Source organism: Xanthomonas sp. F14, assembly GCF_014199865.1.
In genome coordinates this window covers 1506002-1532280 of record NZ_JACHOM010000001.1, presented here as the reverse complement: position 1 = coordinate 1532280, position 26279 = coordinate 1506002, and the positions used below count along the sequence as shown (strand labels likewise).

Here is a 26279-nt window from a genome sequence, read left to right as displayed (position 1 = left end):
AGCGGCGATGCGCATGCGTGAGCGCATCGGGCGGGACCTCACAAGCCGTGTTGCGCCAGCGCCCAACCCACGTGTTCGCGCACCAGCTCCGAGGCGTCGTGGCGGCGCGCTTCCAGCGCCGCCAACACCTCCGGCGTACCGGGCGCATTGCCCAGGCCGACCGCGATGTTGCGCAGCCAGCGTTGATGGCCGCTGCGACGGATCGGGCTGCCTTCGGTGCGGCGCAGGAACTCGTCTTCGTCCCAGGCGAACAGCTGCGGCAGCGTCGCCACATCCAGCTCGTTGCGGGCGCGGAAATCGGCTTCGTCGGTGCGCTGGGCGAACTTGTTCCAGGGGCAGACCAGCTGGCAGTCGTCGCAACCGAAGATGCGGTTGCCGATCGGCTTGCGCATCTGCTCGGGAATCGCGCCGTCGTGTTCGATGGTGAGATAGGCGATGCAGCGGCGCGCATCCAGCCGGTACGGGGCGATGATGGCCTGGGTCGGGCAGACGTCGATGCAGCGCGTGCAGGTGCCGCAATGCGCAGTGGCCGGGGTGTCGATGGGCAAGGGCAGATCGAGGTAGATCTCGCCCAGGAAGAACCATGAGCCGCCATTGCGATCGATCAGGCAGGTGTGTTTGCCGATCCAGCCCAGCCCGGCATTTCGCGCCAGTGCGCGCTCCAGCACCGGTGCCGAATCCACGAAGACCCGATAGCCGAACGCGCCGACTTCGCCCTGGATACGCTCGGCCAGTTTCTGCAGCCGGTTGCGCATCAGCTTGTGGTAATCGCGCCCCAGTGCGTAGCGCGCCACGTAGGCGCGGCGGCCGTCGTGCAAGGTGTTCCAGGCCTCAGTGTCGTCCTTGCGGCCGTAGTCCATGCCGACCGACAGCACGCGCAAGGTGCCCGGCACCAGCTCCTGCGGGCGCGAACGCTTGTCGCCGTGCTGGGCCATCCAGTGCATGGTCCCGTACAGGCCTTCTTCCAGCCAGCTGCGCAGATGCGCCTCGTCTTCGCCGAGCTCGATGCCGGTGATGCCGCAGCGTTGGAAGCCGGCCTCGCGCGCGAGCGCGCGGATGCGCGCGGCAGCGTCGGTGGGGTCGGGGCGGGCAAGGACGGCAGACATGGCGACAAGTATAGAATTCCCGGCATGTACGCACCGCTCGATCTTTACGACACCGCCGCCGCGCGAAGGCTGGACACGCAGGCCACCACGCTGCTCGGCGGCGACGGTTACATCTTGATGCAGCGCGCCGGGCAGGCCGCCTGGCAGCATCTGCTGGAGCGCTGGCCGCGGGCGCGCCGCATCGTGGTGGTCTGCGGCACCGGCAACAATGGTGGCGATGGCTATGTGCTGGCACGCCTGGCGCAGCGGGCCGGGCGCCAGGTGCAGGTGGTGCATCTCCCCGAGCACGGCCCGGCATCGCCGCTGGCGCAACGCGCCTGTACCGACTATCTGGGCGTGGGCGGCGCGATCGAGCTGTTTCCCTCGTCGCTGGCGCAGGCCGATGTGATCGTCGATGCGCTGTTCGGCATCGGCCTCAACCGCGCGCCCGACGCCGAGACCACCGCCTTGATCGACGCCATCAACGCCGCCGGTGTGCCGGTGCTCGCACTGGATGTGCCCAGCGGCATCGATGCCGATCATGGCGTGGCCTTCGGTGCCGCGGTGCGCGCGCAGGCCACCTTGCAGTTCATCGTGCCGCACCTGGGGCTCTATACCGGCGATGCGCTGGAGCATGCCGGCACGCGCGCAACCGCGTCGCTGGACGTGCCGGATGCCGCGTTCGACGGCCTGGCGCCGGCCGCGCACAGCTGGAACATCGACGCCCTGGCCGCGCAGTTGCGCCCGCGGCGACGCAATACGCACAAGGGCGAGTCCGGTCGCGTGCTGTGCGTCGGCGGCAACCTCGGCAGCGGCGGCGCGATCATGCTCACCGCCGAAGCGGCCCTGCGCAGCGGGGCAGGGCTGGTGCAGGTCGCCACCCGCGCCGAGCACGTCGCACCGCTGCTGGCGCGCTGCCCGGAAGCGATGGTGCGTGCGGTGCAGGCCGACGACGACATCGCCGCGTTGGCTGACGCCGCCGACGTGGTCGCGCTGGGTCCGGGCCTGGGGCAGGACGCCTGGGCGCAGCAGTTGTGGCGCGCGGTGCTGGCCTCGGACAGCGCCGTGGTCATCGATGCCGATGGCCTGAATCTGCTGGCTGCCAACCCGGTTCCGGCGCGCGGCCCGCGCGTGTTGACCCCGCATCCCGGCGAGGCTGGACGTCTGCTGGGGATGTCGACCAGGCAGGTTCAGCAGGATCGACTGGCTGCCGCAGACGCATTGGCCAAACGTTTCGATGCAGTGGTGGTGCTCAAGGGCGCCGGCAGCGTGATCGCCGCGCCGCACGCAGTGCCGCGCATCATCGATGCCGGCAATCCGGGCATGGCGGTCGGCGGCATGGGCGACCTGCTGACTGGCGTGATCGCGGCCTTGCTGGCCCAGGGCTGGTCGCCCTTCGATGCCGCCAGCTTGGGCGCCTTGTTGCATGCCTGTGCCGGCGATGCAGCTGCGCGCGCGGGCGAGCGCGGCCTGCTGCCGACCGATCTGCTGCCCGAACTGCGCCGCCTCGCCAATGCCGGAGCCATTGCATGAGCCAACTCAGCGCACACCTGGTCGATGCGCAGGCCACCGAAACCCTGGGGCAGGCCCTGGCCGCGGTGCGGCCCACCCGCGCGATGGTGCAACTGCACGGCGATCTCGGCGCCGGCAAGTCCACGCTGGCGCGCGCCCTGCTGCGCGCACTAGGCGTCACCGGGCCGATTCGCAGCCCCACCTACACGCTGGTCGAGCGCTATCCGCTCGGCACTGGCGACGAGGCCTGGCATCTGGATCTGTACCGCATCGGGCAGGCCGGGGAACTGGATTTTCTCGGGCTCGACGAGGGCAGCGCCAGCCTGTGGCTGGTCGAATGGCCGGAACGCGGCGCTGGTGCATTGCCGCCGGTGGATCTGGACGTGGAACTGGCAGTCGACGGCGAGGGGCGCAGCGTGACGTTGCTGGGCCGCAGCGAAACCGGCCGCGACTGGCTGAGGCGGCTGTCGGACTTGCCTCAGTTGCAGTCCCTTTGTGCCAGCTCACAGGAAGAATGAACGCCAGGTTGTGGATTATTAAGGGAAATCACCTTGCAATTCCCACGTTTGGGTGATTGAATCCAGCGCCATGACACCGGGGTTCCGCCAGTTCTGTGTTTCCACCGTGACCGCCAGCCTCAGCCTGGCGGTTTTTGCTGCGTGGGCCGGCGAAATCAAGGGCGTGGGCGTCAGCACCGGTGCCACCGGCACGCGTGCGGAGATCCAGCTCGCCGGTAGCGGCGGATTCAAGACGCTGTCGCTGGCCAACCCCAATCGGCTGGTGGTGGACTTTCCCGATTCCTCGGGTGTGCGCGGCCTCAAGCTGCCGCCGGCTGCCGGCCTGGTGACGTCGGTGCGTACCGGTCAACCGGTACCGGGCACCTTCCGGGTGGTATTCGAGCTGGCAACGCCGGTGACCCCGTTGAAGCCGCAGATGCAGACACTGGGTAGTGCATCCACCCTGGTGATCGAGTGGCCGGGCGATCCGCCGGCTGCCGGCACGGTGGCCACCACCGCCGCGCCTGCCGCGCCGCTGCCGCGCCCGGCCAATGCACAATCGGAAGCCGCCCGCGCAACCGCTGCGTTGGCGGCGTCTGCGCAGCGTGCGTCGGTGGTGCCGCCTGCTCCGGCGCCCGCGCCGTATGTGCCTGCGTCGGCCATGCCCAGCGTGACTCCGGCACCGGTACCGACCACGGTCGCCACCGGCGTGCCGACACCGCGTCCAGGCACCGCCACGACCGCGGTGACGACCAGCACGGCCACGCCAGCAAGCACCGCCGGCACCCCGAACCGCGTCACCGTCTCCACCGCCGGTGCCGCGCCCGGCTCGGCGCTGCCAGGCAACGCCGCATCGCCAGCTGCGATCTTGAATGGCGGCAACGCGCCGCTGGGTGCTGCATCCGCCAATGCCATGGCTGCCATGCCGAATGCGGCTGCCGGCAGTATGGCCTCGGCGGACAGCGATGACCTGCCGCCGCGTCCGGTGCTGCCCAGCGAGGCCTCGCGGATCAAGATGGCACCGGGCATGCGGCCGCTGATCGTCGCCATCGATCCGGGACACGGCGGCCAGGATCCTGGCGCCATGGGTCCCACTGGCAAGCGCGAAAAAGACGTCACCCTGGCAGTCGGCCGCGAACTGGCGCGCCAGATCAATGCCACGCCCGGCATGAAGGCCTACCTGACGCGCGATACCGACGTGTTCATTCCGCTGCCGATGCGCGCGCAGAAGGCACGCGCCGCCAAGGCCGACATCTTCATCTCCATCCACGCCGACGCTGCCGAAAACCGCAGTGCGACTGGCTCGTCGGTCTATGTACTGTCGACCAAGGGCGCCTCCTCGCAGCGCGCGCGCTGGCTGGCCGACAAGGAAAATGCCGCCGACCTGGTCGGCGGGGTGCGTCTGCAGCAGACCGAAAGCACGCTGGCCAACGTGTTGCTGGACCTGGCGCAGAGTGGCCACATGAAGGCCTCCGAAGATGCGGCAGGGCACGTGCTCGGCGGCCTCAAGCGGATCGGCAACAATCACAAGCCGCAGCTGGAGCGCGCCAACTTTGCGGTGCTGCGCACCTCCGACATGCCGGCGATGCTGGTGGAAACCGCCTTCATTTCCAATCCGGACGAAGAGCGCCGGCTGATCGACCCGGCCTACCAGCGCAAGATCGCCTCGGCCGTGCTGGATGGCATCGATACCTTCTTCACCCGCCAGCCGCCGCCGGGCACCCTGTTTGCCGCGCGCGCGCAGGCCGAAGCCGATGCCAGCGCTGGCACCGTGGCCGGCGGCAGCCGCTGAGCCGCTCGGCTATCATTCCGCACTGATTCCTTGATGACGGCGCCTGCGCGCCGCCGGATTGCCGTGCCGACCTCTGTCTTGCCTGTGACACCCCCGATGCGCTCTGCAGTCTGCGTCCAGTGCGAGCGCCTGTGCTGATGGCGATCCGTCAGCTCCCCGAGATCCTGATCAACCAGATTGCTGCCGGCGAAGTCGTCGAGCGGCCTGCGTCGGTGGTCAAGGAACTGGTCGAAAACGCACTCGATGCCGGCGCCACCCGCGTGGATATCGAGCTGGAAGAGGGCGGCGTGCGGCTGATCCGTATCCGCGACAACGGTGGCGGCATCGCCCCCGACGAACTGCCGCTGGCGGTGTCGCGGCATGCCACCAGCAAGATCGCATCGCTGGACGATCTGGAGACCGTGGCCACGCTCGGATTCCGCGGCGAAGCCCTGCCGTCGATCGCCTCGGTCAGCCGTTTCACGCTGATCTCGCGGCGCCACGATGCCGAACATGGCTCCGCATTGGAGATCGATGGCGGGCGCCTGAGCGAGGTGATGCCACGCGCGCATGCGCCCGGCACCACGGTCGAAGTGCGCGAGCTGTTCTTCAACGTGCCGGCGCGGCGCAAGTTCCTGCGTGCCGAGCGCACCGAGCTTGGGCATATCGAAGAATGGCTGCGCTCGTTGGCGTTGGCGCGCCCGGATGTGGAATTGCGGGTCTCGCACAACGGCAAACCGTCGCGTCGCTACAAGCCGGGCGATCTGTATTCGGATGCGCGGCTGGGCGAAACGCTGGGCGAGGATTTCGCACGGCAGGCCTTGCGCGTCGATCACAGTGGCGCCGGCCTGCGGCTGCATGGCTGGGTCGCGCAGCCGCATTACTCGCGCGCCAGTACCGACCAGCAGTATCTCTACGTCAATGGCCGCTCGGTGCGCGATCGCAGCGTCGCGCACGCGGTCAAGATGGCCTATGGCGATGTGCTGTTCCATGGGCGCCAGCCGGCCTACGTGCTGTTCCTGGAACTGGATCCGGCGCGTGTGGACGTCAACGTGCATCCGGCCAAGCACGAGGTGCGTTTCCGTGAGGCGCGGCTGATCCACGACTTCGTCTACCGCACCTTGCAGGACGCGCTGGCGCATACGCGTGCCGGTGCGATGCCCAACAGCCTTGGCGCCGAGGGCGCCAGCGACGCGGTTGCGGCGCCGGGCGGCATGCTCGACCGACCAAACTACGGAGGCGGAGGCGGAGGCGGTGGCGGCGGTGCCGGCTATGGTCAGTGGACGCCATCGCAGACTCCACTGGGCCTGCGCGTGGACGAGGCGCGTGCGGCCTATAGCGCGCTGTATGCGCCGCCGTCCAGTGGCACGCAGCAGTCTGCCGCCTTGCCGGAGGGCGCCGGGATGGGCCTGCCGGCGACTGCCGCAGACAGTGGCGTGCCGCCGCTGGGGTATGCCGTCGCGCAGTTGCACGGCATCTACATCCTGGCCGAGAACGCCGAAGGCCTGATCGTGGTGGACATGCATGCCGCGCACGAACGCATCGGCTACGAGCGGCTGAAGAACGCGCACGACAGCATCGGCCTGCACGCACAACCGCTGCTGGTGCCGATGACGCTGGCGGTGGGCGAGCGCGAGGCCGACACCGCCGAGCGCGAAGCCGACACGCTGGCCAGCCTGGGCTTCGAGATCACCCGCGCCGGCCCGCAGTCGCTGCATGTGCGCAGCATTCCCGCGCTGCTTGCCAATGCCGACCCGGAGGCGTTGTTGCGCGATGTGCTCGGCGATCTGCGCGAGCATGGCCAGAGCCGGCGCATTGCCAGTGCGCGCGACGAACTGCTCTCCACGATGGCGTGCCACGGCGCGGTGCGCGCGAACCGGCGCCTGACCGTGCCGGAAATGAATGCACTGCTGCGCGATATGGAAGTCACCGAGCGCTCGGGCCAATGCAACCATGGCCGACCGACCTGGGCACGGTTTACGCTGGGCGAAATCGATCGCTGGTTCCTGAGGGGGCGCTGATGGCTGTATTGCACAAGGGGAACCGCTGGCTGCTCGGCATGCTGGTGTGTGCGGCGCTGGCCGGCTGCGGCAAGGATGCATCGCCACCGGCAGCGCCGGCCGCACTCGACAAGGCCTTCCTGGCCGACAACGCGGCCTGGCGCGAAGCGCGCCTGACCGAGTTGCGCGCGCCCGATGGCTGGACCAGCCTGGTCGGCCTGCACTGGCTGTCGCTGAAGGCGCATTACATCGGCAGCAGTGCCGACAGCGGCATCAGGCTGGCGGTCGGGCCACCCAAGATGGGCATGGTCGCGACCGAGGCCGATACGGTCTGGTTCGTGCCCGAGCGCGGCGCAGCATTGACCGTCGACGGCAAGCCGCTGACCGGCAGGATCCGCTTCCAGTCCGATCGCGACCCGCAGCCGACCTTCATCCATTTCGATGACGGCAAGGGCGTGTTGAGCCTGATCCATCGCGGCGACCGCAACGCGCTGCGGGTCAAGCATGCCGACGCGCCATCGCGCAGCCACTTCGCCGGGCTGGACTACTGGCCGGTCGATCCGTCCTGGCGCATCAGTGCGCGCTATGTGCCCAATGATGTCGGCAAGACCATTCCGATCGTGGACATCGTCGGCATCAGCAGCGAACAACCCAACGCCGGGGCAATCACCTTCGAGCGCGATGGCAAGGCGTATCGGCTGGAGACCATTGGCGAACCCGGGCGGCCGATGTTCGTGGTGTTCGCCGACCGCACCAGTGGGCACGGCAGCTATCCGGCCGGGCGCTTTCTCGACCTGGACGTGCCCGACGCCTCCGGGCATGTGGTCGTCGATTTCAACCGTGCCTACAACCCGCCGTGCGCGTTCACCCCCTTTGCGACCTGTCCGCTGCCGCCACCGGAAAACCGCATCGACCTGGCGGTGTCGGCCGGCGAGAAGACCTACAAGGTGCCGCACTGACGTGGAGACCAACGTGGTGAAGGCAAGCATGCGCGCCCGGTTGATAGCCTGGTCCAACAGTGCGGTCATCGCTCTGGCGTTATGGAGCGGAGCGGTCGCGCCGACCTGGGCGCGCGCCGGCAGCGATGCGCCGGTGCCGCTGTTGTGGAAGGTGGATGGCAAGGGCGGCACGCTGTATCTGCTGGGTTCGTTCCATGTGCTCAAGCCCAGCGATTACCCGTTGTCGCCGGATGTGATGCAGGCCTTCGCCAAGGCCGACCGGCTGGTGTTCGAACTGCCGCCCTCCGATGCGCAATCGCCCGAGCTGGCCGGCCGCATGCTGCAGGCGGCGCAGCGCAGCGACGGGCGTCGCCTGCAGGACGTACTGGATCCGAAGACCTGGCAGGCGCTGACCACCTATGCCCGCAAACACGGGATGCCGGTGGACAGCTTGCAGACCCTGGAACCCTGGTTCGTGGCGCTGACGATCAGCCTGGCGGAGATGAGCCGGCAAGGCATGGACCCGAACGCCGGTCTGGACCATTACCTGATGGCGCAGGCACAGGCCGGTGGCAAACCGGCCGATGGGCTGGAGCGTGCCGAAGAGCAGATTGCCTTGCTCGATGGCATGTCGCCCACCGAACAGCATCAGCTGCTGGAGGAATCGCTGGACGATGCCGGCGCCAACGATCAGCTACGTGAGCTGCACGCGGCCTGGCGCAGTGGCGATGTGCGTACCCTGTCCATGCAGATGGCCGAAGAAATGCGGCAGCACTACCCGGCGCTGTACCAGGACATCAATGTCGAGCGCAATGCGCGCTGGGTGCCGCGGCTGGAGCAGCGGCTGGGCAAGGGCAGCGGGACCACGCTGGTGGTGGTCGGTGCGCTGCACCTGCTGGGAAGCGATGGCGTGGTGGAGCGTCTGCGCGCACGGGGCTATCACGTGGAGCGGATCTGCTCGGCCTGCGCGGGGCAGGCAAGCCGCTGATCGGTGGCGCCGCGGAGCGTGTCACGGCTCCCGGCGCCGCGCGTGGGTTACCCGCGGTTGCGGGCCTTGCCGGCGCTGCCGGCAGTGCCGTGCGTGCCGGTGCCCATCGGGCCGCTGCCCATGCCGCTGGCACCCGGCGGGGTCGGCGGCGTGCCGGGGCCGCCCGGACGGCCGAAGCCGGCGCCAAAGTTGCGCTGGAACTCCTGCCACAACTCCAGGTTGCGCTCGGTCAGCTGGTTCATCATCGCCCACGGGGTCTGCCCGAGCAGGTTGCCCATCTGTTGGCGGAACTGCTGCTGCTGATCCAGGAACACCTGCATGCTGCGCTCCAGGTAGTTGCCCATGAAGCCCTGCAGCGAGTCGCCGTAGAAACGGATGATCTGACTCAGCAACTGGGTCGACAGCATCGGCTCGCCGTCCTGCTCGCGGTCGGCAATGATCTGCAGCAAGACTGCGCGGCTGAGGTCTTCGCCGCTCTTGGCGTCGCGTACCTCGAATTCTTCGCCGTCGATGATGAGCTGACGCACATCCTCGATGGTGATGTAGCTGGAAATTTCCGTGTCGTAGAGACGGCGATTGGGATACTTCTTGATGATGCGAAGTCCGGCCATGGAACGTTCACTCACAACGATAGTGCGCGCAGGATGGCGCACCGCAGCAGCCCTTGCAACCGCCACAAGGCCTTATTTTCTTAAGTAGACACATAAAAAATGTTGCGCAGCATGATTTTCAAGGCTTTTTTATGCTGCATCGCAAAGTTGCAGCAAAGCTCACCAGCCCATGTGGTGGCCGCCGTTGATATCCAGGTTGGAGCCGGTAATCCAGGCGGCCTCTTCCGCAACCAGGAATGCCACCGCATAGGCGATTTCTTCCGGCCGGCCCAGGCGGCCGGTGGGGATGTCGGCAACGATCTTGGCGCGCACCTCTTCCGGGACCGCCATCACCATGTCGGTGGCCACATACCCCGGCGACACGGTATTGACGGTCACTCCGAACGCGGCATTTTCGCGTGCCAGCGAAATGGTGAAGCCATGCATGCCAGCCTTGGCGGCCGCGTAATTGGCCTGCCCGTACTGGCCCTTCAGGCCATTGATCGAACTGATCTGGATCACCCGTCCCCAGCCGCGCTGGCGCATGCCTTCGATCACCGGGCGGGTGACGTTGAACACCGAGTTGAGATTGGTGTTGATGACGTCATGCCATTGCTCGGCAGTCATGCGATGGAAGGTGGTGTCGCGGGTGATGCCGGCGTTGTTGACCAGTATTTCGATCGGCCCCAGCGCTGCCTGGACGTCTTCGACCAGGCTGCGCGCATGTTCGGAGGACGCCACATCGCCGTGGAACAGGGCGATGTCGTAGCCCTGGGTCTGCATGCGCTGCTGCCACGCCTGGGCCTTTTCGGCGTTGCGGAAGTTGCTGGCCACCCGGTGGCCCTGGTCGGCCAGGCGCTTGCAGATGGCGGTGCCGATACCGCCGGTGCCGCCGGTGACCAATACGACGCGAGATGTCATGACGACTCCAATGGACAGGTAAGACTGGGGGCGGGCGGGGCACAGGCGCGCTGCCTGGCCCGACGCCGGTGCCGGGGCGCAATTCTAGTCACGCCGGGGCTGCGATGCGCGTCCGTTCGCGTCCAGATGCAGGTGCCGGGGCAAGCGCTGTGGCGAAAAATGCTGCACCGCATGCTGCAGCAAGGTGTCCAGCGCCGCCCGGCGCGGCAAGGCTGCCGGCTGCTGTCCCAGCACGGCCCAGGCGGCGCGCAGGGTCGGTTGCGGATCGGCATCGTCCAGCGCAGGCGCAGCGTGCGACTTGGACAGCTTGCGGCCGGTGTGATCCAGGATCAGCGGCAGGTGCAGGTAGCGCGGTTGCGGCAGGCCCAGTGCGCGCTGCAGCAACAACTGGCGCGGGGTGGAGTCGAGCAGGTCGGCGCCGCGCACGACATCGGTGATGGCCTGCGCGGCATCGTCGACCACCACCGCCAGCTGGTACGCCCAGTAGCCATCGGCGCGGCGCAGCACCACGTCGCCGACCTCGGCATGCACGTCCTGCACCACGTGGCCCTGCAGCGCGTCGTCGAAGCTGACCGGCGGCTGTGGCGGCACCCGCAGGCGCACCGCACGGCGAGCGCCCAGCGGCGCCACGCAGGCGTGGTGGATGCCGCCCATGCCGGCAAGGTCGGCCCGGCTGCAGCTGCATTCGAACGCCAGTCCCGCCTCCAGCAAGGTGGTGACGGCGGCGTCGTACTGTGCGTGGCGCTCGGATTGATACAGCACCGGCAAGTCCGAGTGCAGGCCGAAGGCGGCCAGCGTGCGCAGTTGGCGTGCGGAGGCGCCGGGTTCGGCACGTGGCGGATCGATGTCTTCGATGCGCACACACCACTGACCGCCGGCATGCCGCGCCAGCAGCCAGCTGCCGAATGCCGCTAGCAGGGAGCCGAAGTGCAGCGGGCCGGTCGGGGAGGGTGCGAAGCGGCCGCGGTAGGGGAGAGCTGGCATGATCGGCTGAATCGTCGGTCAGGTGATCGCTTGATTTCAAGCGCTGACGACCGCAGATCCGCTGCAGTCCATCCTGCTCGCGTGGAGTCGTCGCACCATGTTCAACCGCATTTTCCTGTTCCTGCTGACTAATTTTGCGGTGCTGATGCTGGCCGGCATCGTGATGTCCGTGCTGGGCGTCAATCCCGCGCAGATGAGCGGCCTGCTGGTGATGGCGGCCGTGTTCGGGTTCGGCGGCTCGTTCATCTCGTTGCTGCTGTCCAAGTTCATGGCCAAGCGCAGCACCGGCGCGCAGGTGATCAGCGAGCCGCGCACGCCAACCGAGCGCTGGCTGCTGGCGACGGTGCGGCGCCAGGCCGAGGCGGCCGGCATCGGCATGCCGGAAGTGGCGGTCTACGACGGCCCGGAGATCAATGCCTTCGCCACCGGCGCCAACCGCAACAACGCGCTGGTGGCGGTGTCCACCGGGCTGCTGCAGAACATGAGCCAGGACGAGGCCGAGGCGGTGCTGGGCCATGAAATCGCGCATGTCGCCAATGGCGACATGGTCACCATGGCCTTGCTGCAGGGCGTGCTCAATACCTTCGTGATCGTGCTGGCGCGCGTGGTCGGCGGCGTCATCGACAGCGCCATGTCGGGCAACCGCGACGGTGGCCGCGGCTTTGCCTACTACATCATCGTGTTCGTGCTGGAGATGGTGTTCGGCCTGTTCGCGACGATGATCGCGATGTGGTTCTCGCGGCGCCGCGAATTCCGCGCCGATGCCGGTGGCGCGCAACTGGCGGGCCGCGGCAAGATGATCGCCGCATTGGAGCGCCTGTCGCTCAACCATGGCCAGAATAGCCTGCCTTCGCAGGTGCAGGCGTTCGGCATTTCCGGCGGTGGTGGCGATGGGTTGCGCCGGCTGTTCCTGAGCCACCCGCCGCTGTCCGAGCGTATCGCCGCGCTGCGCGCCGCCAACGGTGCGGCGATGTAAGACGGTAGCGCCAACCGATGCGTGCCGCCCAACAAAAAACCCGCGTCCTGCGGGTTTTTTGTTGGCTGGAGCGCGGCGGCAGTGATGCGCTACGGCTGCAGGTCTCAGCCGAACTCGTAGTTCATCAACGGCCCGGTCGGGGCGACGAAATCGCCTTGCACATAGTCCACCCCGGCGCTGAAGAAGGTGCTCATCGACTGCGCATCGGCCACGAACTCGGCCACGGTGAGGATGCCGGCCGGCTGCGCGCGCGAGGTGATCTCGCGGATCTTCTCCTGGCTTTCGCGCGCCGAGGCCACCTCGCCGGTGATGCCGCGATCGAGCTTGAGGAAGGCCGGCTGGAAATGCGCCAGCAGCTGGAACGAGTCCAGGCCCGAGCCGAACTGTTCCAACCCGACCTTGCAGCCCATCGCCGACACCGCCGCCAGGAACTGCTGGGCATTGCGCAGATGGGTGAACACCTTCGATTCCGGCGTCTGCAGCCACAGCCGTTCGCCCGGCACGCCGTACACGGCCAGCTGCTCGCGGATGATGTCGATCATCTGCGGATCGGAGAACGAGTTGGGCCCGATGCGTACCAGCAGGTGCGTCCTGTGTCCCGCACGTTGCCGCTCGCCGAGCTGGCGGATCGCGCGTGCCACCACCCAGCGGTCGATCTCGGTGATCAGATCGTGTTCTTCGGCGATCGCCATGAAGGCGTTCGGCGACATCATCTCGCCGTTGCGCTCCAGCCGCAGGAAGGCCTGGTACAGCTCCAGCGGCTCGCCCTGCAGGTTGAGCACCGGCTGGTAATGCAGCAGGAAGCCGTCGCCGACCAGCGCCTCGCGCAGTTGCTGCACCCAGCGCTCGATGCGTTCCTCTTCAGCCCGGTCGGCTGCTGCCGGGTCGTAGATGCTGACCGCATTGCCGCCGAGCTCGGCGGTGGTGCGCACTGCCTCGGTGCCGCGGTTGAGCACCTGGCCGATGCTGGCGATCTTCTCGCCGATCTGCACGCCGCCGATGCTCACCGTCACCGTGGCCGAACGCGCGCCGATGCTGAAGACGTGCTGCGCAAAGGCGTCGCGTACCAGCTCCGCCAGTGCATGCGTGCGCGCGTAATTGCCGTCCATCAACAACGCAAAGCTGTGCTCGCCGAAACGTGCGGCGACCACGCTGTCATCGCTCACGCTGGCCACGTGCGCGGCCAGTGCGGCGATCAGCGCATCGGCCGAATCCAGGCCGATCTCGGGCAGCAGGCGCGCATAGTGGTCGGGCTCGATCAACAGGAAGCCGGACTGGCCTTCGCTGCGGCCGGCGCGCGCCACCGCCTGTTCCAGCGCCACCATGAAGGTGGGGCGGTTGAGCAGGCCGGTGACCTGGTCGCGCTGGCGCAGGTCCTCGACCTCGCGCGCCAGCTCCGGGTCGAATTCCTCGCGACGGCGGAACACCACCTGGATGCACGGCTCGCCTTCGTAGGTCGCGGTGGCGAACTCCATCGTCGCCGGGAAGGTGTCGCCTTCGAGCCGGCGCGCGTCGACCTTGTACTGCGCCGGCGGCGGCTCACCCTTGGACATGGCCTTGAGCAGCTGCTTGAAATCGTCGACGTACTGGGCGGCAATCATGTCCAGCAGCGACACACCTTCGACATCGTCGAACGACTCGAAGCCGAACATGTCCAGATACGCCTCGTTGGCGCGGATGTGCATGCCTTCGTGCACGTAGGCGATCGGGTCGCGCGAGGAGGCGATCAGGGCGTCGCAGCGCCGCTCGGTCTCGCGCATCTGTGCCTCGATGCGGCGCAGGCCACGGCGTGCCTGCAGGTCAGCCCATTCCGAGCGCACCAGCGACAGCAGGTGTTCGGGGCGATGACGCAGCGCGATGGCGCGAATGCCATGCGCTGCGGCCTCGACCAGCGCGTTTTCCTCGATCCGCTCGGCCAGCAGGATGATCGGAATATCCTTGCCGCTGCCGGCGATCTGCTGCCGCAACGCGCTCATCGGGATCTGCAGCGCCTGCCCGTGCAGGGCCAGGTCGATCTGTCCCGACAGCATGCTGGCGAGCTCTTCCGGTGTCTGCGGCCGCGACGGACGCACTGCGATGCCGCCGTTGCGCAGCGCGGTCACGATCGCCTCCGCGCTTTCGACACTGTCGTCGACGATCATCAGGCGGAGGGTGAGATCTTTGCCTTTTTGCATGCGCGTTTCCCTAGCGACGGGCTTTAATACACGAAGGAACTCGGCTGCGTCCATGTCTGTGGACACGGCCGCATCCGGGGTGAGACTCAGGCCACGTTTCCATGTGTCGAAGCCGACCTCAGGCGACGCTTCCGGCGGCATGGCCGGATGCCCATGCCCACTGAAAGTTGTAGCCGCCCAACCAGCCGGTCACATCAAGCACCTCGCCGACGAAGTACAGGCCGGCCACCAGGCGCGACTCCATGCTCGCACTGGAGACCTGGTTGGTATCGACACCTCCCAGCGTTACTTCAGCGGTGCGATAGCCCTCGGTTCCACTGGCGATCAGCGGGAAGCCGGCCAGCAGGTCGGCTGCGGCCTGCAACTGCGGTGGGTCGAGCTGGCGGACCGGCTTGTCCGGCAACCACACTTCGCACAGGCGCTGGGCGAACCGCCGCGGCAGCACGTCGGCCAGCACGTTGCGCAGTTCGGTGGCGCCGCGCTGATTTTTCTGGTCGCGCAGCCAGGCCGCGGCATCCTGGCCGGGCAGCAGGTCCAGGCGCAGGTCGTCGCCGGGCTGCCAGTACGAGGAGATCTGCAGGATGGCCGGGCCGCTGACGCCGCGGTGGGTGACCAGCATGAAGTTGCGGAAGCTGACCCCGTTGCACTGCGCCTGGACCGGTAGCGCCAGCCCGGACAGGTCCTGCAGCCGTTCCTGGTGCTTGCCGCTCAGGGTCAGCGGCACCAGCCCGGCACGCGTCGGCAACAGGGTGTGGCCGAACTGCTGGGCCAGCGTGTAGCCGAAGCCGCTGGCGCCCATGCTCGGAATCGACAGCCCGCCGGTTGCCACGATCAGCGACTGCGCCTGCACGCGTCCCTGGCTGGTCTCCACGCTGAAGCCGTCGCTGCCGCGCTGCACCGATTGCACCTTGCAGTCGGTACGCACCTGCACGCCCGCCGCCTCGCACTCGTCCAGCAGCATGCGCACGATCTGCTTGGACGAGATGTCGCAGAACAGCTGGCCCAGCTCTTTCTCGTGATAGGCAATGCCGTGGCGCTCGACCATCTCCACGAAATCCAGCGGGCTGTAGCGGGCGAGGGCGGACTTGCAGAAGTGGCGGTTGGCCGAGAGGAAGTTGCCCGGCGTGGTGCCGGTATTGGTGAAGTTGCAGCGGCCGCCACCGGACATCAGGATCTTCTTGCCGACCTTGTTGGCATGGTCGATCACCAGCACCTGGCGGCCGCGCCGGCCCGCGGTGAAGGCGCTCATCAGTCCGGCCGCGCCGGCACCGATGACCAGCACATCGCAACGCGTGCTCATTCGGTGGGGGCTTGCCGCACCATCGGGGTCAGGGTGACGCTGCCGTGGTCGGCCAGCATCTGCACCTCGCCGTCCTGGATGATCACGTCGAAGCGCATACCGCGCTGGATCAGCGCGCCCAGCGCCTCGGTGGCCTGCGAGTCCAGCTCGATCACGCGCAGGTTGCGCTGGCGGCTAAGCGCGTTGGCCTGCTTCTTCCACCAGGTTTCGGTGGCCTGGCCGCCATAGCCGATCACCACCGCCTCGCGCGACCGATTGCAGGCCTTGCGCACCCGGCTTTCGTCCGGCTGGCCAAGGTCGATCCACAGGTCCGGGTCGCCGGTGTAGTCGCGCCGCCACAGGTCGGGTTCGTCCTCGTTGCTGAGGCCGCGACCGAATTCCAGACGGTCGTCGGCAAACAGCGCGAACGCCAGCAGCCGCACCATCAGGCGCTCGTCGGTTTCGGAGGGGTGCTGGGCCAGGGTCAACGCATGGTTGGCGTAGTAGCCACGGTCCATGTCGCTGATCTGGAGTTCCGCCCTGCGGACGGTGGCGGTAAGGGCCATCAGGATGCCGGTTGCAAAGGGCACTTATGATACGCCCCCGTTGCAATGCCGGCGTGTTGCGGTCAGCGCCGCGCCATCTCGGCCAGCCAACGGTCCAGCTGGGCGGCAAATGCCTGGCGGTCGCGCGGGTGCAGGGCCGCCGGTCCACCGGTGACCACGCCGGCACCGCGCAGTTGCTCCAGAAAGCCGCGGACCGACAGGCGCTCGTTGATGCTGTCGCGGGTAAACGGTTCGCCACGCGGGCTGACGGCGGCCGCTCCCGCCTCCAGTACCCGAGCGGCCAGCGGAATGTCCTGGGTGACGACCAGGTCGCCTGCGGCCACCCGTGCGGCAATGGCATCGTCGGCCGCGTCCGCGCCTCCAGGCACCTGCAGCGCTCGCACGTGGGCCAGGCGAGGGGTGGGCAGGAAATGATTGGCGACCAGCGTCACCGCCGTGCCGGTACGTGCGGCGGCGCGGAAAAGGATGTCGCGGATGACTGCGGGGCAGGCATCGGCATCGACCCAGATATGCGGGCGGGACGGCAAGGGAGGCGTATTCATGTGCTGAAATCGAGAGGGAAGGGGCCTGACAGGTGGTCGGATTCGGCCTGACAGTAAAAAATTTGACGCAAGGTGTCGCTTTTTGCTGGGAACGCGAGTACTGTGCACGCACTGTGTTTGCAAGGGTCACCGTGAATCGTGGCCTGATGCAGCCGGATCGTTACAGATCTCGCTTCATCGTTCCGCTTTACCAACGCCTGCAACTCAGTCTCAGCTCCGGCTTTTCGGACGCTGCGATTTATCCATCTATAGTTCAGGAGTTTGTAAATGTCAGATCGTCAGAGCGGTACCGTGAAGTGGTTCAACGATGCCAAGGGCTTCGGCTTCATCACCCCGGAAAGCGGCCCGGACCTGTTCGTGCACTTCCGTGCCATCCAGGGCACCGGCTTCAAGTCGCTGCAGGAAGGCCAGAAGGTGACCTTCGTCGCCGTGCAGGGCCAGAAGGGCATGCAGGCTGACCAGGTGCAGGCGGTCTAATCCGTCTGCAACCGTAAGGTTGCCAAAAACGCCGGTTGCGCAAGCGACCGGCGTTTTTTATTGGGCGCGGTTTGATCAGTGCAATAGAGAGTGCGGGCGATTCGACCCGCCCAGGTGAGCGCAGCGACGACACGCCAATCGGTAGCATGTGCGTTTTCCGCGTGCAGCCTCTTCCATGATCACTGTCCACCATCTCAATAATTCCCGTTCCCAGCGCGTGCTGTGGCTGCTGGAGGAACTGGCGCTGCCGTACCAGATCGTGCGGCATGAGCGCGACCCCAAGACCATGCTGGCGCCGGCGGCATTGCGTGCCATCCACCCGCTCGGCAAGTCGCCGGTGGTTGTCGACGGCGAGCTGACCGTGGCCGAGTCCGGCGCGATCCTGGAGTTCCTGACCGAACGCTACGACACCGAATGCGCGCTGTCGCCACCACCGCGTCCGCTGGAGTCGCCGGAGCGCCTGAAGTTCCGTTACTGGATGCATTACGCCGAAGGCTCGGCAATGCCGCCGTTGCTGATGACACTGATCTTCGGGCGGATTCGCAGTGCGCCGATGCCGTTCTTCGCCAAGCCGATCGCACGTGCCATCGTGGACAAGGCGATGTCCGGCTTTGTCGGTCCGCAGCTCAAGCTGCATCTGGACTGGATGGAGCAGTCGCTACAGGCAAGCGAATGGTTTGCCGGTGAGCGCTTCACCGCAGCCGACATCCAGATGAGCTTCCCGGTACAGGCCGCCGCTGCACGTGGCGGCGGGCTGGAGAGCTATCCGCGCCTGCGCGCGTTTCTCGCGCGCATCGAAGCGCGTCCGGCGTACCAGGCCGCGCTGAAGAAGGGCGGCCCGTTCGAGCTGATGGGGCGCAAGCCCGCCGAGTGACGTTGCGGTATGCGCCCAGGGAAGCTACAGGTCACCGTGCCTTGACGGTGTCCTGCCAGGGTTTGGCGAATCCCCAATCCCGACTCCCCAATCCCGTTTCGCCCAATCAAGGCGCCCGACATTGCCGCAGGAACTGCAGCGTGTCGCGCAGCACGGGCGAGCGCTCGGGCGGTTTGCGCAGCGCCAGCACGATGCCGAGATGGCCCATGCCCGGGTAGACCTTCAACTCGGCCGTGCCGCCCTTGCGTTGCAGGGCGTGCTGCAACGAGGTGCTGTTCTGCAGCTCGACCACGCGATCGGCATCGCCGTGCAGCAGCAGCATTGGCGGTTCGTCGCCGCCGACGTAGTGCACCGGCTGCGATTGTTGCTGTGCGGCCGGTGCCTTGCCGAAGATCTCGATCAGCTCCGGATCGGTCAGCGGCAGGAAGTCGTAGGGCCCGGCCAGACCCACCACCCCGCACAGTTGCCGGGGTTGCAGGCCTTGCACCTGCAGCCAGCGTGCGTCGGTACCCAGCAGCGCGGCCATATGCGCGCCTGCAGAGTGGCCCATCACCGCCAGGCGCGTCGGGTCGCCACCGTAGTCGTGCGCATGCCGATAGCTCCAGGCGGTGGCGCCGGCAGCGTCGGACATGAAGCCCTGCAGGCCGACCTGCGGATACTTGCGGTAGTCGGCCACCATTGCCACCACGCCCTGGCGCGCGAGCGCGCGTCCGACCCAGCGATAGTTGGCGCGCGTTCCGTGCTTCCAGGTGCCGCCATAGAAGAACACCACCACCGGTGCATCCACCGCGCCGCGCGGCTGGTAGACGTCCAGGGCCAGACCATGCGCCGGATCGAACACCTGGTCGCGGTGCTCGACAATGCCGTCTCGGCTGGAGGCGGCGTTGATGCCGCCAAAGAACACGCTGCTGCAGGCGGTCAGTGTCAGCGAGCCGAGCAGCAGCAGGGCGGGGCGAAACCAGCGGAAAGTGCGCGAGGGCATGGGCGATGTCATGTGAGGGGCGGGGAGGAATAACGCTAAGGCTGTCGCCAACGTGTGCAGGACGAGCCCGTTTGCCGACGGCCAGCTGCTCGAAGATACGGTACGTGCGCAACGCCGGATGCGTGGTTGCCCATGCGAAGTTCACTGTCGTTGGCCTACGCTGGCACGCATGACGACTCTGCAGTTTGACAACCGCCTGCGCCAGCAGCTGCCCGGTGATTCCGAACAAGGTCCACGCCGCCGCGAGGTACGCGCCGCATGGTCGACGGTGATGCCGACGCCGGTGGCCGCGCCGCGCCTGCTGGCGTATTCGGCCGATGTCGCCCAACGGCTGGGGCTGTATGAGGCCGAGATCGGCAGCGCGCACTTTGCCGAGGTATTCGCCGGCAATGCGCTGTACCCGGGCATGCAGCCGTGGGCGGTCAATTATGGCGGGCACCAGTTCGGACATTGGGCCGGCCAGTTGGGCGATGGCCGGGCGATCTCGCTGGGCGAGGCAATCGGGGTCGATGGCGGTCGCTACGAGTTGCAGCTCAAGGGTGCCGGCCCGACACCTTATTCGCGCGGTGCCGATGGCCGGGCAGTACTGCGCTCGTCGATCCGCGAATTCCTGTGCAGCGAAGCGATGCATCACCTGGGCGTGCCGACCACGCGCGCGCTGAGCCTGGTCACCACCGGCGATGCGGTGGTGCGCGACATGTTCTACGACGGCCGGCCGCAGCGCGAGCCGGGCGCGATCGTGTGCCGGGTGGCGCCCTCGTTCATCCGCTTCGGCAACTTCGAGCTGCCCGGTGCGCGCGGCGATCTGGCGCTGCTGCGGCAATGGGTGGACTTCACCATCGCGCGCGACTTCCCGCAGCTGGAAGATGCTGGCGAGGCGCTGTACGCAGCCTGGTTCGCGCAGGTCTGCGAGCGCACCGCGGTGATGGTGGCGCACTGGATGCGGGTGGGCTTCGTGCATGGGGTGATGAACACCGACAACATGTCGATCCTGGGGCTGACCATCGATTACGGCCCCTACGGATGGGTCGACGACTACGACCCGGACTGGACGCCGAACACCACCGATGCGCAGGGCCGTCGCTACCGCTTTGGCACCCAGCCCCAGGTCGCGTATTGGAACCTGGGGCGCCTGGCACAGGCGCTGGCGCCGCTGTTCGCCGACCAGCCGCAGTTGCAGCTGGGGCTGGACCGCTTCCGCGATACCTACCTGGCCTGCGACCGCCGCGACACTGCCGCCAAGTTGGGTCTGGCCGACTGCCGCGACGAGGATCTACAGCTGATCGATGCGCTGCGCGCGCTGATGCACAACGCGGAAATGGACATGACGCTGACCTTCCGTGGCCTGATCGCATTTGCGCCGGAGCATCCCGATCCTGAGCTGTTGCGTGAGGCGTTCTATGACCAGGACAAGCGGCTCGCGCATGCCGCGCAGCTGCAGGAATGGCTGCAGCGCTACGCTGAGCGGCTGCAGCAGGACACGCTGTCGCCGGAGGCGCGGCGCGAACGCATGCGTCTGGCCAACCCGCGTTACGTGCTGCGCAATTATCTGGCGCAGCAGGCGATCGACCTGGCCGAGCAGGGCGATCCATCCGGCGTGCAGGAGTTGCTGGAGGTCATGCGTCACCCATACGACGAGCAGCCGGGCCGCGAGGCGTTTGCCGCACGGCGGCCGGACTGGGCGCGCGACCGCGCCGGCTGCTCGATGCTGTCCTGCAGTTCCTGACGCGCTCAGATGCAGGTATGTCGTAAACGCGGCGTCCTGAGCGCGCGCAGCCTAGAATAGGGTGGTCCCCACCGGCCTAGACGCCACCACCACCATGACTGACTGCACCCGCTGCGCCGGCACCAATTCTTCCGGACCCAATCAATGGTCCGAACGGATCCGCGACATCGCCGATTTTCCCAAGCCGGGCATCGTCTTCAAGGACATTACGCCGCTGCTGTCGGATGGCCCGGACTTTGCCTCGGCGCTGGATGAAATGGCGCAGCCCTGGCGCACCACGCCGCTGGATGCGGTGCTGGGCATTGAGGCGCGCGGTTTCATCCTGGGCTCGGCGCTGGCGCGCGAACTGCGCACCGGCTTTGTGCCGGTGCGCAAGCCCGGCAAACTGCCTGGGCGTACGCTGGTCCAGGAATATGCGCTGGAATACGGTACCGACCGCATCGAAATGCACGAAGACGCGTTGCCACGCGGCGCGCGCGTGTTGATCGTCGACGATGTGCTTGCCACCGGCGGTACGCTGCGCGCGGCCCTGAGTCTGGCTGCACAGCTGGAACTGGAAGTGGTCGGCGCGGCGGTGCTGGTCGAGTTGCTGGCGCTGCAGGGCCGCGAGAAGTGGGCCAATGACGTGCCGTTGCTGGCTACCTTGAGCTACTGACCCAGGCGTCTTGCCGATCGAGCAGCTCGCCGATCGGGCTTTCTGAAAACGGGAATGCGCAAGCGTGCGCATCCCTGTGGAGCATGCGGCAGGCGCTATCGCCGCCGCCCGATCGGTTGGTCGGCAGGCTCGCTGCCGCGCGTTGATTACAGCTTGCTGACCCGGAACCGGCGTCCCTTGATCTTGCCCGCATGCAGATGCGCCAGCGCCTTGGCGACCTGCGCACGGGCGATGGCGACATAGGAGCGGGTGGGGTAGATCGCGATCTTGCCGATCGCCGCGCCCGACAGTCCCGCTTCGCCGGTCAGTGCGCCGAGGATGTCGCCGGCACGCAGCTTGTCGGTCTTGCCGCCGTCGATGCGTAGCGTGGTCATGGCCGCCTGCGGCAGCTGCGCCGGGCGGGCGGTGGCCAGGGGCGCGCGCGACCACTTCAGTGGCTGGCCCTGTTCGGCTTCCAGCGCCTGCGCGCGGCCGGTCTCGCGCGAGGCCACCAGGCTGAGCGCCAATCCACGCTTGCCGGCGCGCGCGGTGCGGCCGATGCGGTGGCGGTAGGTTTCGGTATCGGTGGGCAGCTCGTAATTGACCACTGCCGACAGGTCTTCCACGTCGAGCCCGCGTGCAGCTACATCGCTGGCCACCAGCACGTTGCAGCTGCGGTTGACGAAGCGCACCAGTACTTCGTCGCGGTCGCGCTGCTCCATGTCGCCGTGCAGGGCGAGCGCGGAAAAGCCGAACTCCTGCAGCGAGACGGCCACCTCGTCCACTTCCTTGCGGGTATTGCAGAACACCACGCTGGATTCGGGATTGAAGCGCAGCAGCAGGCCGGCGACGGCCTTCTGCCGGTAGGTCGGGTCGACCTCGAAGAACTGCTGGTCGATTTCCGGCGCGTTGTCGGCGCCTTCGACGGTGATTTCGACCGGGTCCTTGAGGATCTCGCGCGCCAGTGTGCGGATGATGTCCGGGAAGGTGGCCGAGAACAGCAGGCTCTGGCGGTGCTTGTCACAGCGGCTGGCGATCTCGCGGATGGGTTCTTCAAAGCCCATGTCGAGCATGCGGTCGGCCTCGTCCAGCACCAGCGTGCGCACGCCGCCCAGATGCAGGGCGCGCTTGCGGGCCAGTTCCTGGATGCGGCCGGGCGTGCCGACCACCACTTGCGGGTCATGCGCTTCCAGCGAGGCCAGCTGCGGGCCGAGCGGCATGCCGCCGGTGAGCACCACCAGCTTCATGTTGGGGATGCCGGTGGCCAGCTTGCGCAACTGCTTGCCGACCTGATCGGCCAGTTCGCGGGTGGGGCACAGCACCAGCGCCTGCGCGCGGGTCAGCGCCGGGTCGAGCTTCTGCAGCAGGCCCAGCCCGAAGGCGGCGGTCTTGCCGCTGCCGGTCGGCGCCTGGGCGATGACGTCCAGCCCTTGCAGGATCGGCGGCAGGCTCTGCGCCTGGATGGGAGTGAGGACGGTGTAGCCAAGGGCGTCGATGCCGGGGGCCAGGGCCGGCGACAGCGGCAGCGCGGAGAATTCGTTCATGGCGCATTTTAGCCGGGATTGGGGAGTAGGGATTCGGGATTCGTCACCGCGGCAGCGTGCGCTTGTGCCAATCCCGAATCCCCAATCACCAATCCCGTACAATTACGCCATGCCTTTAATCACTCTGCAAAGCGTCGACTACAGCGTCGGCGGCCCCTTGTTGCTGGAAAAAACCGACCTCACGATCGAGCCGGGCGAGCGTATCGCCCTGATCGGCCGCAACGGCGCCGGCAAATCGACCTTGATGAAACTGATTGCCGGCGAGCTCAAGCCCGACGACGGCGAAGTGCGCGTGCAACAGGGCGTGCGCATCGCGCGGCTGGAGCAGGAAGTGCCGCAGGGTACCGGCGGCAGCGTGTTCGATGTGGTGGCCGACGGCCTGGGCGAGCTGGGTCATTGGCTGGCCGAGTTCCATCAACTCAGCCATGCCGAGGTGTTCGATGCCGACGCGTTCGGCAAGGTGCAGGCCAAGATCGACGCGGCCGACGGCTGGGCGCTGGATCAGCGCGTCAGCGAGACGCTGACCAAGCTGGAACTGGACGGCGATGCGGAGTTTGCGCGGTTGTCCGGCGGCATGAAGCGGCGCGTGCTGCTGGCGCGCTCGCTGGTGTCCTCGCCGGATGTGCTGCTGCTGGACGAGCCAACCAACCACCTTGACATCGAAGCCATCGACTGGCTGGAGTCGTTCCTGAAGAACTGGAACGGCAGCGTGTTGTTCGTCACCCATGACCGGCGCTTCCTGCGTGCGTTGGCCACTCGCATCGTCGAGATCGATCGTGGTCAGGTCACCAGCTGGCCGGGCGACTGGGCCAATTACGAGCGTCGCCGCGAAGAGCGGCTCAATGCGCAGGCGCAGGAAAACGCGCGCTTCGACAAGATGCTGGCGCAGGAAGAAATCTGGATCCGTCAGGGCATCAAGGCGCGGCGTACCCGCGACGAAGGCCGCGTACGGCGTCTGGAATCGATGCGCAACGAGCGCGTGCAGCGCCGCGACCTGACCGGCAACGTGCGCATGGAAGTCTCGCAGGGCGAGTCCTCCGGCAAGAAGGTGATCGAGGCCAAGGAAGTCGGTTTCGCATTCGGCGCGCGCACGATGGTCAAGGATTTTTCGACCATCATCCAGCGCGGCGACCGCATCGGGCTGATCGGCCCCAACGGCAGCGGCAAGACCACCTTGCTGAAGTTGCTGCTGGGCGATCTGCAGGCGCAGCAGGGCGAGATCCGCATCGGCACCAATCTGCAGATCGCCTACTTCGATCAGTACCGTTCCACGCTGCGCGAGGACTGGAGCGCGATCGAGAACGTGGCCGAAGGCCGTGACTTCATCGAGATCAACGGCAAGCGCAAGCATGTGCATGCGTATCTGCAGGACTTTTTGTTCACCCCCGAGCGCGCACGTGCGCCGATCACCCGGCTGTCCGGCGGCGAGCGCAATCGGCTGCTGCTGGCCCGCCTGTTCGCGCAGCCGTCCAACCTGCTGGTGATGGACGAACCGACCAACGATCTGGACGTGGAAACGCTGGAGCTGCTGGAAGAGCTGCTGGGCGAGTACACCGGCACCTTGTTGCTGGTCAGCCATGACCGCGACTTCCTCGACAACGTGGTGACCTCCACCCTGGTGATGGAGGGCGAGGGCCTGATCGGCGATTACGTCGGCGGGTACAGCGATTCGCTGCGTCAGCGTCGCACCCCGGCGCCCAATGCGATGGCGGTTGCCAAGGCATCGGCGACGGCGGCGGCAACCACGCCGGTGGCGGCTGCGCTGCCGGCCGATGCCGCGCCCAGGCGCAAGCTCAGCTACAAGGACGCGCGTGAGCTGGAGCAATTGCCGGCCTTGATCGAAACCCTGGAGCAACAGGTCGCGGCATTGACCGAGGCGATGAACGACCCGGCCTTCTACCAGCGCGACAGTGCGGCGATGACCGCGCATACGGCCGCATTGGGCGATGCGCAGGCTCGGCTGGATGCGGCGTTCGCGCGCTGGAGCGAACTGGATAGTTGATGGTCGGGCCGGTGCCCGACTGCGTGCCGGCCTTGTGGATGTGTGGAGCGATAACTGGCACCACGCCTCCCACTACAGGGGTGGCAGCCGTGGGGCAGCGCGTTGCGTGAAACACGCGCTGGACACGCACCGGTGATCACCGACCACCACCACGCCGTGTTGATCGTGCTGTGTCCGGCGAGTGCGGGATGCGTCTTGCAGGCAGCGCCTAGTCGCAGGCGCTCGCAGGCGCCACGAATGCCGCAAACGTGAGCCCGCGCGCGGCCCAGGCGGTAGCCGCTTCGTCGAGGATGTCCAGCAAGGTGTCGCGGTCGTTCGGCGCAGTGCGGGCCAGCGCATCGGCGCCGTCGATCAGCAGCGCATAGCCATGCGACGCCGGCAGCCATGCCAGATCGCGCAAGGCATCGGAGAGCGCGTCCCAGTTGCGGCCGAAGCCGGCAGGGAAGTCCAGTTGGGTGGCCAGACGCATCAGCAGCCTGTGCTTGTCGCTGCAGCTGGCCAGGTCCACGCGCAGGATGTGCAGGCCGGCATCGCGGGCAAGCGCGGCCATGGTGTCCAGATCGTCGGTCTCGGCTTGGTAGACGCCCGATTGCTGCGGGTCGGACAGGTCCAGTGCGAAGTCGCCTGCGCTCATGGCGCCTGCTCCGGAGCCGGGCCCTGGAACGATCTGAAACTCTGGTAATGATCGTCGCTGTAATACCACGCCTGCGGTGGCGTACCGCCGGTGACGATGCGGCGCGCACCGCGATCGGGACTGCCTGGGGTTTCCACGGTGTATTCGTGGTAGTAGCCGCGCGGACGCTCGGGCAGGCGCTGCTCACGATTGCCGAACACGCTGCCGTCCTGCGGATGCGGGAATGGCCCGCCGCGCTGGATCAGCACGATCGTGGCCATGGCCTCGGTCGGCAGAAATCCCGGCAACGCTTGCTGCTGCGGTGAGCGTTCGACCGGTGCTGCGGCGGCGATCGGCGCGCTGAGTTGCGGCGCGAAGTGCGGCTTGGGTGTCTGCATCGCGCGCATGCCCCATAACCCGGCGACGAGCAGCACGATGGCGACGATCAGCAAAGCGGGCTTGCGCATGACGGTTCCGGAAACAGGGTGTTGGGACGGCAGGGCAAGTATGCCGCTGCGCGACTGTGTCGACTTTGAACGCGCCGGGCGGCGGGACGGTTCACGCCCGAGTAACCGGGGCATGGTGCAAGGTATGCAGCGAACAC

24 protein-coding genes are annotated in these 26279 nt (G+C 67.3%); 12 read left to right on the top strand and 12 right to left on the bottom strand.

Annotation, left to right across the window (positions count from 1 at the left end):
• Positions 1-38: 38 nt before the first annotated feature.
• Positions 39-1106 (bottom strand): tRNA epoxyqueuosine(34) reductase QueG, encoded by a 1068-nt coding sequence (gene queG / locus GGR73_RS06655; RefSeq protein ID WP_024939290.1) that lies wholly within the window; start codon positions 1104-1106, stop codon positions 39-41.
• Between the two features lie 24 nt (positions 1107-1130).
• On the opposite strand from queG, the gene GGR73_RS06650 reads away from it, so the two are divergent.
• The 6 genes from GGR73_RS06650 (at position 1131) to GGR73_RS06625 (ending at position 8791) form a co-directional block, all read left to right on the top strand.
• Positions 1131-2618 carry an NAD(P)H-hydrate dehydratase gene (locus tag GGR73_RS06650; protein ID WP_184456117.1) on the top strand — a complete coding sequence of 496 codons (1488 nt, stop codon included), beginning with the start codon at positions 1131-1133 and terminating at the stop codon, positions 2616-2618.
• Complete coding sequence (gene tsaE, locus GGR73_RS06645) at positions 2615-3115, top strand: tRNA (adenosine(37)-N6)-threonylcarbamoyltransferase complex ATPase subunit type 1 TsaE (RefSeq protein WP_054592731.1); 501 nt, start codon at positions 2615-2617, stop codon at positions 3113-3115. The genes GGR73_RS06650 and tsaE overlap by 4 nt, the downstream gene beginning before the upstream one ends.
• A 70-nt stretch (positions 3116-3185) precedes the next feature.
• On the top strand, positions 3186-4886 hold the full coding sequence (locus GGR73_RS06640) for an N-acetylmuramoyl-L-alanine amidase (RefSeq protein WP_184456115.1): 1701 nt from the start codon (positions 3186-3188) through the stop codon (positions 4884-4886).
• Positions 4887-5023: 137 nt separating this feature from the next.
• On the top strand, positions 5024-6886 hold the full coding sequence (gene mutL, locus GGR73_RS06635) for a DNA mismatch repair endonuclease MutL (protein WP_184456113.1): 1863 nt from the start codon (positions 5024-5026) through the stop codon (positions 6884-6886).
• Positions 6886-7824 carry a DUF1684 domain-containing protein gene (locus tag GGR73_RS06630; RefSeq protein WP_104552612.1) on the top strand — a complete coding sequence of 313 codons (939 nt, stop codon included), beginning with the start codon at positions 6886-6888 and terminating at the stop codon, positions 7822-7824. Before mutL ends, GGR73_RS06630 begins: the two co-directional genes overlap by 1 nt.
• A 28-nt stretch (positions 7825-7852) precedes the next feature.
• A complete protein-coding gene (locus GGR73_RS06625; RefSeq protein ID WP_184456111.1) occupies positions 7853-8791 on the top strand; it encodes a TraB/GumN family protein in 939 nt (312 codons plus the stop codon).
• A 47-nt stretch (positions 8792-8838) separates the two neighbouring features.
• Here the strand turns inward: GGR73_RS06625 and phaR are convergent, their stop codons facing one another.
• The 3 genes from phaR to gluQRS form a co-directional block, all read right to left on the bottom strand.
• A complete protein-coding gene (gene phaR / locus GGR73_RS06620; protein ID WP_024939296.1) occupies positions 8839-9402 on the bottom strand; it encodes a polyhydroxyalkanoate synthesis repressor PhaR in 564 nt (187 codons plus the stop codon).
• A gap of 159 nt (positions 9403-9561) precedes the next feature.
• Positions 9562-10302, bottom strand: coding sequence for a beta-ketoacyl-ACP reductase (phbB, locus tag GGR73_RS06615; RefSeq protein ID WP_184456109.1), 741 nt, complete (start codon positions 10300-10302; stop codon positions 9562-9564).
• A gap of 84 nt (positions 10303-10386) precedes the next feature.
• The gene (gene gluQRS, locus GGR73_RS06610; protein ID WP_184456108.1) at positions 10387-11286 is read right to left on the bottom strand and encodes a tRNA glutamyl-Q(34) synthetase GluQRS; all 900 of its coding nucleotides are present in this window, start codon (positions 11284-11286) and stop codon (positions 10387-10389) included.
• 97 nt (positions 11287-11383) lie between these two features.
• Here gluQRS and htpX point away from each other — a divergent pair, with 97 nt between their 5' ends.
• The gene (htpX, locus tag GGR73_RS06605) at positions 11384-12262 is read left to right on the top strand and encodes a protease HtpX (RefSeq protein WP_039516150.1); all 879 of its coding nucleotides are present in this window, start codon (positions 11384-11386) and stop codon (positions 12260-12262) included.
• Between the two features lie 104 nt (positions 12263-12366).
• On the opposite strand, the gene GGR73_RS06600 is transcribed toward htpX, so the two are convergent.
• The 4 genes from GGR73_RS06600 to GGR73_RS06585 form a co-directional block, all read right to left on the bottom strand.
• The gene (locus GGR73_RS06600) at positions 12367-14436 is read right to left on the bottom strand and encodes a GGDEF/EAL domain-containing response regulator (RefSeq protein ID WP_046343058.1); all 2070 of its coding nucleotides are present in this window, start codon (positions 14434-14436) and stop codon (positions 12367-12369) included.
• Between the two features lie 118 nt (positions 14437-14554).
• On the bottom strand, positions 14555-15736 hold the full coding sequence (locus tag GGR73_RS06595; RefSeq protein ID WP_184456106.1) for a BaiN/RdsA family NAD(P)/FAD-dependent oxidoreductase: 1182 nt from the start codon (positions 15734-15736) through the stop codon (positions 14555-14557).
• On the bottom strand, positions 15733-16281 hold the full coding sequence (locus GGR73_RS06590; protein WP_184456104.1) for a YaeQ family protein: 549 nt from the start codon (positions 16279-16281) through the stop codon (positions 15733-15735). The genes GGR73_RS06595 and GGR73_RS06590 overlap by 4 nt, the downstream gene beginning before the upstream one ends.
• Positions 16282-16343: 62 nt before the next feature.
• Entirely contained in the window at positions 16344-16823 is a 480-nt protein-coding gene (locus GGR73_RS06585; protein ID WP_104542165.1) for a YaiI/YqxD family protein, read from the bottom strand.
• A gap of 267 nt (positions 16824-17090) precedes the next feature.
• On the opposite strand from GGR73_RS06585, the gene GGR73_RS06580 reads away from it, so the two are divergent.
• Both GGR73_RS06580 and GGR73_RS06575 read left to right on the top strand, forming a co-directional pair.
• Positions 17091-17300, top strand: a complete 210-nt coding sequence (locus GGR73_RS06580) for a cold-shock protein (RefSeq protein ID WP_006451993.1) — start codon at positions 17091-17093, stop codon at positions 17298-17300.
• A gap of 175 nt (positions 17301-17475) precedes the next feature.
• Positions 17476-18174 carry a glutathione S-transferase gene (locus GGR73_RS06575; RefSeq protein ID WP_024939303.1) on the top strand — a complete coding sequence of 233 codons (699 nt, stop codon included), beginning with the start codon at positions 17476-17478 and terminating at the stop codon, positions 18172-18174.
• Positions 18175-18280: 106 nt separating this feature from the next.
• Here GGR73_RS06575 and GGR73_RS06570 read toward each other — a convergent pair whose 3' ends face one another.
• The gene (locus GGR73_RS06570; RefSeq protein WP_184456102.1) at positions 18281-19156 is read right to left on the bottom strand and encodes an alpha/beta hydrolase; all 876 of its coding nucleotides are present in this window, start codon (positions 19154-19156) and stop codon (positions 18281-18283) included.
• A 169-nt stretch (positions 19157-19325) separates the two neighbouring features.
• Between GGR73_RS06570 and GGR73_RS06565 the strand changes: the two genes are divergently transcribed.
• Positions 19326-20882 (top strand): protein adenylyltransferase SelO, encoded by a 1557-nt coding sequence (locus GGR73_RS06565; protein ID WP_184456100.1) that lies wholly within the window; start codon positions 19326-19328, stop codon positions 20880-20882.
• 94 nt (positions 20883-20976) lie between these two features.
• Positions 20977-21537 carry an adenine phosphoribosyltransferase gene (locus GGR73_RS06560; RefSeq protein WP_024939306.1) on the top strand — a complete coding sequence of 187 codons (561 nt, stop codon included), beginning with the start codon at positions 20977-20979 and terminating at the stop codon, positions 21535-21537.
• Positions 21538-21683: 146 nt separating this feature from the next.
• Here the strand turns inward: GGR73_RS06560 and dbpA are convergent, their stop codons facing one another.
• Positions 21684-23060 (bottom strand): ATP-dependent RNA helicase DbpA, encoded by a 1377-nt coding sequence (gene dbpA, locus GGR73_RS06555; protein ID WP_184456097.1) that lies wholly within the window; start codon positions 23058-23060, stop codon positions 21684-21686.
• A gap of 109 nt (positions 23061-23169) precedes the next feature.
• On the opposite strand from dbpA, the gene GGR73_RS06550 reads away from it, so the two are divergent.
• Positions 23170-25062: an ATP-binding cassette domain-containing protein gene (locus tag GGR73_RS06550; RefSeq protein WP_184456095.1), complete on the top strand. Its 1893-nt coding sequence runs from the start codon at positions 23170-23172 to the stop codon at positions 25060-25062.
• Between the two features lie 208 nt (positions 25063-25270).
• Here the strand turns inward: GGR73_RS06550 and GGR73_RS06545 are convergent, their stop codons facing one another.
• Together GGR73_RS06545 and GGR73_RS06540 are read right to left on the bottom strand one after the other, a co-directional pair.
• Entirely contained in the window at positions 25271-25696 is a 426-nt protein-coding gene (locus tag GGR73_RS06545; protein WP_024940420.1) for a barstar family protein, read from the bottom strand.
• Positions 25693-26142 (bottom strand): ribonuclease domain-containing protein, encoded by a 450-nt coding sequence (locus GGR73_RS06540; RefSeq protein ID WP_016904848.1) that lies wholly within the window; start codon positions 26140-26142, stop codon positions 25693-25695. The genes GGR73_RS06545 and GGR73_RS06540 overlap by 4 nt, the downstream gene beginning before the upstream one ends.
• Positions 26143-26279 lie beyond the last annotated feature (137 nt).